Source organism: Moorena sp. SIO1G6, from assembly GCF_010672795.1.
Taxonomy (GTDB): Bacteria; Cyanobacteriota; Cyanobacteriia; order Cyanobacteriales; family Coleofasciculaceae; genus Moorena; species Moorena producens.
Map to the genome: position 1 here is coordinate 67,399 of NZ_JAAHFZ010000032.1, position 9,870 is coordinate 77,268.

Genomic DNA, 9,870 nt, shown 5'->3' on the forward strand with positions numbered 1-9,870 from the left:
GGAAAACCCCCCAGAAAGTTAAGGTGTTATGGCAACAACCAATACTTGGTCATAGTAGTTATTACTTCTCCTGGAATATCGGTCGGTTCTAGAGGGGTCCACTCCGCGATTTCGGCATAGCCTAGGGAATAAAACATTTGCATACTATAAATTACTGATTCACGAGGTCCTTTGAGAGTGTGCTGAGTCGGTTGTTTCTTGAAATTGCGAGTAAATTGTTCTGACATTGTGAAAAACTCCAACTTAGTATGTATTGATTATTGTAATGATTATATTTTTATTTGTCAAGAGGTTTAATTTTTTTTTTTTTGTATTTTAGGGTTAGTTAAAAAAAGCTATTGCATAGGATTTATAAAGTATATTTAGTGTTTGTTTCAGACATGGTTAATCCCTTTTAGTAAATTTTGTGTAGGGTGCGTTAGGGGTGGGCTCGCCCTGATTTTCCGCTTCTTCGCCAGCTTTGAAATAGCCCACCCCGTAACGCACCACCGGCTCAAACAGCTTTTAGGAGATGCACCCGATTTATAAAGTATAATTAGCGTTTGTTTCAGACACATGTCAGTTTGGTTAATCCCTTTTAGAACCCCCTAAATTCCCCTTAATAAGGGGGACTTTTGAATCTAGTATTAATAAGGGGGACTTTTGAATCTAGTTGCCCCTTAATGAGGGAAACTTGTGAATATAATTTAATCTTATAGCGTTTCTCTTAGCTATGATGTACACATTATTTTTTACCTCTTCCCTCTTCCCTGCTCCCTCTTCCCTGCTCCCTGCTCCCTGCTCCCTGCTCCCTGCTCCCTAAAACCTAGATATTTGTACCTCAAAAGTCGTAGAATTGATATAGTTGTCTTTGATATGTAATGACTTACGATAGTACCCTCAAATATTTAGTTGAACAATATCCCCAAGCCTTTACCCGTTGGTTGTTTAACCAAGGACCAGCAGAGGATATCGAAATTCTTAACACCGAATTAAGCACAGAACCAATTCGGGCAGATGCCTTGTTTTTTGTGCGAGTTGCTGATGCTATTTTACATTTGGAATTTCAAACCCTACCCCAATCTGAACCTCCCTTACCCCTGCGGATGCTCGATTATTGGGTCAGGTTATATCGACAGTATCGCTGTGATATTGAACAGGTAATAATATTCCTGAAACCAACCCGATTAGCCGGAGTATTTGTCAATCAATTTACCGAGAGGAACCTATCCTTCCGCTACCGGGTGATTCGGATTTGGGAATGTGATCCACAACCATTACTCACAACCCCAGGGTTACTACCCTTGGCAGTATTAGCACAAGCGGAAGTCCCAGAAAACCTGCTATCCCAAGTAGCAGCCAGAATCGATATCATTGAAGATAGACAACAGCAGCGTAACCTATCTGCTTGCGTGCAACTGTTGGCTGGGGTGAAATTTGATGAACAGTTAATTCAAGCTTATTTTCGGGAGGATATGATGCAAGAGTCAGTAGTTTATCAACGAATTATTCGCCAAGGATTAGAACAAGGATTAGAACAGGGATTAGAACAAGGAAAGCGCAATGAGCTTAATTTGATTAAGCGTCTACTTAACCGTCGCCTAGGTGAAATCAATCCCCAATTACAAAATCAAATTGAGAAATTATCCTTTCAGCAGTTGGAGGATTTAGGAGAAGCGTTGTTAGATTTTGAAACGGAAGTGGATTTGACCAATTGGTTGAAACAGTTATAGCGCTACGCGCAAGGGCAAAAGTCAAGAGGCAAGAGGCAAAGGTGCGCGCCTCCTAGGGCGAGTAAATCGCCCTTGGGTCGCACCTAAAAGTTGACTACAAAAGTAATGGTGTGCTCTTACCATTAAGAATTTAATTAGGGGTGCATCTCCTAAAAGCTGTTTGACACGGTGGTGCGTTACCGGGCGGGCTATCCAAAGCCTGGCTACGAGGCGGAAAATGAGGCCCCCCTAACGCACCCTACTGGCGTGGCACAGCTTAAATGTTGCTTTAGAAAAATACCATAATCTACTTTTAACAAGGGTTTAGTGGAAAAAGCTATTGCACTAAATTAGCTGTGCCACGCCACTACGCAACTATTGCTATGTGAGAAAATAGTACTCCTTAAGAACAAATTTGTACCGGTTTTTAATACATTTGTACTAGTAAATTAGCAACAAGTACTAGTTACTGAGAAACGAGTACTGCTATGTGAGAAACGAGTACTCGTTTGCGAGAAACGGGTACTCGTTAAGGAGAAATGGGTACCCATTTGTTATACACCAGTACTCGTTTGTTATACACCAATACTAGTTAACGAGAAATTAGTAGTCCTTTGTTATACATCAGTACATGTTTAACATACAACAGTACTAGTTTTCGGTTAATCGGTACTCGTGTGTTAGATGTTAATACAGTACTACCCACTTCAGACTTCTAACTTCAGACTTCTAACTTCAGACTTCTGACTTCTTTAGGAATGCTATAATTTATCAGGTTCTGCCTCTTGTTTTTCCCTAAGGGATATAGCGCTACGCGCAAGTTAGAAGTAAAAAGTCAGAAGTCAGAAGTAAGCTATGACTAAGTTAGGGTGCCCGTAGCCCATTAGCACCTCAAGTAGTGTAGGCGTAGCGCTTAGGCTGAATACTTAAATTGGCAGTGGCGGAAGATTGGTAAATCCAGGGTGCTTTCAATAAGTCTATTTTTTGAATAACTATTGTAGAGCAGTGGATGGCAATGACTGACAATACATCTGATGCCCAACTCGACTTTCTGTTAGAGGTACTAAAAGCAATTGCTTCCAGTAATGGTAATCAGCAGGTAGTTGAGAAATTACTGGAAGCAAATACAGATAAACTTAATCAGACCTTAGCAGATAAATTGCGGGATTCGGCAACAACTACTCTTGAAGAATTAAAACCAGATCAAGCCACATCCCTAGCAGCAGTTATTTTAATTTTCAGCACTCTAATTAAGCAATTCCCCTTGGGTGACAAAGCCAGCAATATAGAAATTGCCATTACTGGCTATAAAGTTATACTAACTGTTTTCACCCGTGAAGTATTTCCTGAATATTGGGCAATGATACAAAATATTCTCGGTAATGCTTACCGTAACCGCATCATAGGGGAGAAAGCAGAGAATATAGAAAATGCGATCGCTTGTTACCAAGAAGCTCTTAGAGTATTAACCTTTGAGGCATTTCCTGAAGATTGGGCAATGACACAAATTAATCTCGGTAATGCTTACCGTAACCGCATCATAGGGGAGAAAGCAGAGAATATAGAAAATGCGATCGCTTGTTACCAAGAAGCTCTTAGAGTATTAACCTTTGAGGCATTTCCTGAAGATTGGGCAATGACACAAAATAATCTCGGTAATGCTTACGGTGACCGCATCAAAGGTGAAAAAGCACAGAATATAGAAGAAGCGATCGCTTGTTACCAAGAAGCTCTTAGAGTATTAACCTTTGACGCTTTTCCTATTGAGTGGGCAATGACACAAAATAATCTCGGTATTGCTTACGGTGACCGCATCAAAGGAGAGAAAGCAAAGAATATAGAAGATGCGATCGCTTGTTACCAAGAAGCTCTTAGAGTATTAACCTTTGAGGCATTTCCTTATGATTGGGCAATGACACAAATTAATCTCGGTAATGCTTACGGTCACCGCATCAAAGGAGAGAAAGCAAAGAATATAGAAGATGCGATCGCTTGTTACCAACAGGCTCTTAGAGTTTTTACCTTTGAGGCATTTCCTTATGATTGGGCAATCACACAACATAATCTCGGTAATGCTTACCGTAAGCGCATAAAAGGTGAGAAAGCAAAGAATATAGAACAAGCCATCGCTTGTTTAGAAGAACCTCTTAGACTATTAACCTTTGAGGCTTTTCCTCAAAACTATCTAGATACTAAAAATAACCTGGGTTTTGCTTACCAAGATGCTCAAAATTTCCGGGAAGCTTACAAGGCTTTTGATGCTGCCATTAAAACCGTAGAATTCCTGCGAGATGAAATTATTTCTGGTTCTAGAGTAGAAGAATACAAGACTAAACTAGCTGAAAAGCACCACGGAAGCTATGGAGGCATGGTAGAAGTTTGCCTAGCATTAACTAATATCACCGCAGCCATTGACTATGTGGAACGGAGCAAAACCGGCAATTTAGTTGACGAGATTCTCCGCCGTGACCTGAAAACCATCTTTCCTGTAGATGTTGCTACTCAATTAGAACAATACAGGGATGAAATAGCAGCAGGTCAATATCAAATCCAACAGGGCAAAGCTGAAAATCCAAAAGTCTTAGCACAACGTCTTCAAGCATTGCGACAGCAGCGCAATGATTTACAAGACCACTATTTACCTATCGGTTCTAGCTTTAACTTTGAGCAATTTCAGCAGAAACTGGATGACCATACTGCCATTGTAGAATTTTACATTACAGGGGATAAGCTGCTTGCGTTTATCTTTACCAGCGAAACTCAACAGCCCATAGTTTGGCAATCTGAGCCAAAAGACTTAGAGAAATTGGGAAAGTGGATAAATGGATATTTAAGAGCTTACAATAATCATAAAACCTGGCTAAGTAACCGAAAATATCCAAAAGAATCGCCTTGGCAACGCCGTCTGAATACTCGCCTCCATCTGTTGGCAAAAATTATTCACATAGATGACATTATTCAGCAGATTCCCCCAGAGTGCGATCGCTTAATTTTAATCCCCCATCGCTATTTACATTTGTTCCCCCTTCATGCTTTACCGATTACCAGTCAGCAGGGAGAAGGTAAACCTAAAATTCTAATGGATCGCTTTCCAGCAGGGGTAAGTTACGCCCCTAGCTGTCAATTACTCCAACTTACTCAAACCAGAAAACGCCCAGAAGAGTTTACCCACCTGTTTGCGGTTCAAAACCCCAGTGCTGATTTAGATTACACTCCTATCGAAGTAGACGTAATTAAACGCTACTTTAACCCACCACCAGATACAGAGGTTATTGTAGAAAACGATGCCACCAAAGCTGCTATAGATAGCAAACCTCTCAACAGTTACCACTGTTTACATTTTAGTTGTCACGGTTATTTTAATTACCAAGAACCCCGGAAATCCGCTCTAATTCTGGCCAATGCCCACAAACCGGCATCTGCTGAAACCAATCCGGAGCGCTATTTACGGATAAGTGAAGAGGAAAAATATGACCTAGACCAATGTTTAACTATCGATGATGTCTTTGAGTTACAATTAAAACAATGTCGCCTGGTCACCCTTTCCGCTTGTGAAACTGGATTAATTGATTACAATAACATCAGCGATGAATACATTGGGTTACCCAGTGGTTTCCTAGTGGCGGGGAGTCCAGCAGTAGTTAGTAGCTTGTGGATGCTAAACGATTTATCGACAGCGTTGTTGATGATTAAATTTTATCAGAATCTGCGAGAGCAGATACCTTTAGCAGTTGCCCTTAACCAAGCACAACTCTGGCTGCGGGATAGCACCAAAGAAGAATTAGAGGAGTGGGCAAGCCATTTGCCCTTGATTCTGAGTCACCAAGAACAGTTAGGCGACTGGTTTTATAAGCTAGATTCTATGGAAAAACCTTTTCATAACCCCTACTATTGGGCAGCTTTCGTTGCCATTGGCAACTAGTAGTTTATAGTAATTAAATTGGGATATTTTAACATGACATTTGCACAAAAAAACGTTAAAGCGTTTATAAAGTTACTAAAAAATAATCCAGACCTGTTGAATACTCAAGACAGACAAACTCTCTTGGACAAGATTCCAGAAGATTTTCAAGAAATATCCAAATTACTATTAGATTGGTGCAATAAATTACCAGAAATTAATACTGCTTTGCAGCAAGTACGTAGAAGTCTCCCAGATGATGAACCAATTGGTGAGAGGCCAGCTGCAGCCGCTTTCCCCACTGCAGAAACTAAAGCTGAGTATGAAAAGAACTTGAAAGAAGAACTACTCAACGCTCTCCGTCAGAGTTCTCCCCCAGAAACCGAAAAACCCAACACTCCCACTGATGACTGATACCGCCTTGCGACTCAAAAACCCCAGCGTCACCCTTTATGCTTTTCATCTCTGCCAAGACTTAAGCCAAGAACTGGAACAGTTGCGACCGGATGCGGATCAGTTGTGGCAACACTGTGCTAACCTCAGCCAACCCCTAGGTATCCCAGACCTGAAATCTTTACCGGAAAAAATACCATCCCCTCTAAGCGAAACAGGGAATACTCCCTTAACCTACACTGCACCACTGCAACTAGCAGGCTCTCCCCTAACGGTCCAGGTCTATCCGGCTAAAATTCATGATACTTATGCCGTTGACCTAACCCTGTATTGCCAGAATACTACTGTTGCAGCCAGTGAATTTAGTCACTTCAATCCCCAAGGGTGCCTCCTAGCCAGCAACATTCAAGCTTCCTTGGGACAAACCTTAGTGCTCTATGGCGAACCCGTGGGCACTCTTGAGGAAGATAGAAAGTTAGCCGATGCCTGTGTGGATGCTTTTTTCCAGGGAAGCGACCAAAAACCGCAGTTTATGGCATCTGGGCAGTTATTTGGTAGTCCAATTTTTGCCTATGACAACCGTAAGGAGAAACCAACGGAGCAATGTCACCTTCTGGTCTGGTTAAACCGTAACCCAGAAACCTCAAAGCTGGTTGAAAAGACTTCCTTGTCTTTTTTCAATCTGTTGTGCTGTCGCAGTAAAATCCTGTTTGCTTATGATCAAGCCCGTTGGTGTTATCGCCAAACTAGAGCGCTCTATAGCCAACTGGAACAAGAGGTTAAAGGCTTCAAGGAATTGCCAAGGGAGCCAGAAACACGGCTAGAGCAACTGAAGCAGAAACTGACGGAGATGCCACCCAAGACCTTTGAGTATGCTGGTTATCTGCGAGACATGGAGGACCACAAAAATGCGATCGCTACCAATGACTACAACTATGACTACTGGCTAAACAAAATCTGTGAACATAGCCTCGAAGACGATACTATCAAGTTTTTGGAAGACTTCTTCAACCAAAGAACTAAACGGTTTAAAAAACAGATTGAAACCGACATGAATTATCTCAAACCCGGTCAGCAACTATTTGACCAGATGCTTGGTAGTATCCGAGGCATTGTGGACATTGAACAGGCAGAATGCGATCGCGCTTTGGAAAAAGCCCTCAGAGATAAGGAGGAGGCTGATCAAGCCCGAGAAAAACAATTAGAGTCAATTCGGCATCAGGAACAGAAAGCTGCTGAAGAACGAGAAAAACAATTAGAACGTTGGATTGCCCTGGTCGGTACTGGTTTAGCGGTCAGTGGTATTTCTTCTCAAACCGATGCTAAACCAATAGAATCTATTATCACCCAACTATACTCGAAAGAATCCTTAGATTGCCCCACTGCTGGTGTTACACCTTGCTTGACTTACACTGTCGTGTTTGTGCTATTTCATGTTGGCTTTGGTGTGATCGCTGGGTTAATTATGTATCGAATTATCAAATTGGTATCAAAATGAGTACTCAAGGGAACAGGGAATAGGGAATAGGGAATAGGGAATAGGGAATAGGCAAGAGGCAAGAGCCAAGAGGCAAGAGCCAAGAGGTAAAAAATCCTGTGTACCTCATTAGCCTATAAACCGCTATATATAGCACTACGCATTCAGATGTTTGACATTGTCTTGATGCAGTCGCTCCTAAACTCCGAAACGTGAGTTTAGCTTACTTCTGACTTCTGACTTCTGACTTCTGACTTCTGACTTCTGACGCTAAGCGTAGCGCTATAGCTATTTGTCTGGAAGTAGCCCATTTAATAACACCCCAAGAATACTAGAAAGTCCAATCCCTTCCAAGGCAAACCCTCCTGCATTGACGCTCATTCCCCCTACCCCTAGCATTAAAATTACAGCAACGATCACAAGATTACGGGATTCTAATAAATCTGCGCTAGAGCGAACAATACTGTTCATCCCAATCACCACAATTGTGCCAAATAAAATAATTAAAATTCCTCCCATTACTGGCACAGGAATAGTTTTTAAAAGGGCTTCTAACTTTCCTAAAAAAGAGAGTAAAATAGCGATAATAGCTGCCCAGGTCATAATCGCTGGATTAAAAGTTTTCGTTAAGGCAACTGCCCCTGTAACTTCCGAATAGGTGGTGTTGGGAGGGCCACCAACAAAAGCCGCCAATGTTGTTGCTAATCCATCCCCTAACAGGGTGCGATGTAAACCGGGTTCTTGAAGATAATTATTTCCAGTCACAGAACTAATGGCTAAAACATCGCCAATATGTTCAATGGCAGGAGCGATCGCAACGGGTACAATAAATAAAATTGCTGGTAAACTAAAACTGGGTCTGGTAAATTCAGGTATTTGAAACCAAGGAGCTTGACTAACAAGTGTAAAATCCACCATCCCTAACGGTAAAGTTACCAGATAACCGACTCCTATCCCCATCAAAATCGGAATTAATCGTAAAAAACCCCGCCCTAAAATGGCAGTTAGCATCGTGGCTAATAGAGAAATCATTGCTACACTAATTGCCATCCCTTCGCTGTATCCTTCCCCAGCTTCTGATGCCATTTTTACAGCAGTTGAAGCTAAACTCAGACCAATCACCATAATCACTGGTCCGGTGACAATCGGGGGTAAAATACGGGTAATCATACCCGAACCGCGCCAAAAAATAATTAGACTTAAAATCAGATAAACAATGCCAGCAGCTGCAAGTCCAGATAAGGTTGCAGGCAAACCATATTTCTCAACACTCAAGGTGATGGGGGCGATAAAGGCGAAGGAAGAAGCGAGATAAACGGGAATTTTACCCCCCGTAACCAGTTGAAAACATAACGTTCCCACACCAGAAGTAAACAGGGCAACATTCGGGTTTACTCCGGCTAGAATGGGGACTAACACCAACGCACCAAAGGCAACAAACAGCATCTGTGCCCCGAGGAGGATATCTTTAAAACGGAAGTTATAAACTGTTGAAACTGTGGTGGCTTGAAGCTCTGGGTTCGGTGAATGTTCAGGGAATTCACTCATGAGTTGCGGACGCTTTTGTCAATTGCTTAAAAGTTATCTTACACTGAACTCAGTGAGGAAGCATGGAAATTATTCCATATCATAACTCGGGATTGATTCAGTAATTCCTCAAGGGACATTACCCACCAAAGCTGATAGAATTCCAAACAACTAGCTTATAACTTGATAATTACAAAAAACATGGAACAGAAAGCAACTGCGTCTACTAAACTAGTCACCGGTAACTTTGTGGTGATCCAGGGAGATATCAATCGCAGAATTGGCGATGGTGGTGCTAGCCTCTGGAAAAAGACCTTCAACACAGGGGGACGCTACAAGGGCGGCGCTGCGATCCTGATGTTGATGGTTAAGGGATTGACAGCAACCGACAGTGATGCAGAGGTCAAAATCAATGGTAAAAGTGTAGGGAAGATCTACTCCTACGAGGGAGCTAATCCGAATCACTGGTTTACCCAAATCATTAACATTGGTGCTGGCATCCTGAAGGATGGGGATAATGAGCTGGAGGTTGAAGCCGTAGATTTGCCAAACCCCTCTGCTGGCGACCTCTATAACGATTTTTATATACGGGATGTGGTTTGCTTCTTCCAGCGGGAAGATTAGGAAACGTCTTTTATAGCAACGGAACTATAGTTTAGGACATACTTTTTGGTGTGAAGGGAACAGCGGATCCCCCCTAACCCCCCTTACTAAGGGGGGAAGGGAAAGCGGATCCCCCCTAACCCCCCTTACTAAGCTATGCTTTATAAACATCTTTCTTAACATAAAACTTGACAAAAAGAGTCAAGTGTGCATAGAGAGGCGATCGCCCTAAATTGACAAAAAGAGTTAAGTGTGTATAAGAGTGCGATCGCTAATCT

The 9,870-nt window shown here is 42.1% G+C and carries 7 protein-coding genes; 5 read left to right on the forward strand and 2 right to left on the reverse strand.

Translation table 11 applies throughout. The features are described 5' to 3' along the window. Window positions 1-26: 26 nt before the first annotated feature. Window positions 27-227: a hypothetical protein gene (locus tag F6K63_RS24755; protein WP_287313367.1), complete on the reverse strand. Its 201-nt coding sequence runs from the start codon at window positions 225-227 to the stop codon at window positions 27-29. A 633-nt stretch (window positions 228-860) separates the two neighbouring features. Here F6K63_RS24755 and F6K63_RS24760 point away from each other — a divergent pair. The 4 genes from F6K63_RS24760 to F6K63_RS24775 all read left to right on the forward strand — a co-directional run bounded on the left by F6K63_RS24760 (window position 861) and on the right by F6K63_RS24775 (window position 7,483). Then, complete coding sequence (locus F6K63_RS24760; RefSeq protein WP_287313368.1) at window positions 861-1,712, forward strand: DUF4351 domain-containing protein; 852 nt, start codon at window positions 861-863, stop codon at window positions 1,710-1,712. Window positions 1,713-2,700: 988 nt separating this feature from the next. Next, window positions 2,701-5,613, forward strand: coding sequence for a CHAT domain-containing protein (locus tag F6K63_RS24765; protein WP_502708353.1), 2,913 nt, complete (start codon window positions 2,701-2,703; stop codon window positions 5,611-5,613). A gap of 33 nt (window positions 5,614-5,646) precedes the next feature. Beyond that, window positions 5,647-6,006, forward strand: a complete 360-nt coding sequence (locus tag F6K63_RS24770) for a hypothetical protein (protein ID WP_287267846.1) — start codon at window positions 5,647-5,649, stop codon at window positions 6,004-6,006. Beyond that, window positions 5,999-7,483 (forward strand): AAA family ATPase, encoded by a 1,485-nt coding sequence (locus tag F6K63_RS24775; protein WP_287313370.1) that lies wholly within the window; start codon window positions 5,999-6,001, stop codon window positions 7,481-7,483. The genes F6K63_RS24770 and F6K63_RS24775 overlap by 8 nt, the downstream gene beginning before the upstream one ends. A gap of 267 nt (window positions 7,484-7,750) precedes the next feature. Here F6K63_RS24775 and F6K63_RS24780 read toward each other — a convergent pair whose 3' ends face one another. After that, on the reverse strand, window positions 7,751-9,010 hold the full coding sequence (locus tag F6K63_RS24780; protein ID WP_287313371.1) for a uracil-xanthine permease family protein: 1,260 nt from the start codon (window positions 9,008-9,010) through the stop codon (window positions 7,751-7,753). 180 nt (window positions 9,011-9,190) lie between these two features. Here F6K63_RS24780 and F6K63_RS24785 point away from each other — a divergent pair, with 180 nt between their 5' ends. After that, window positions 9,191-9,613 carry a type 2 periplasmic-binding domain-containing protein gene (locus F6K63_RS24785; RefSeq protein WP_008188665.1) on the forward strand — a complete coding sequence of 141 codons (423 nt, stop codon included), beginning with the start codon at window positions 9,191-9,193 and terminating at the stop codon, window positions 9,611-9,613. Window positions 9,614-9,870 lie beyond the last annotated feature (257 nt).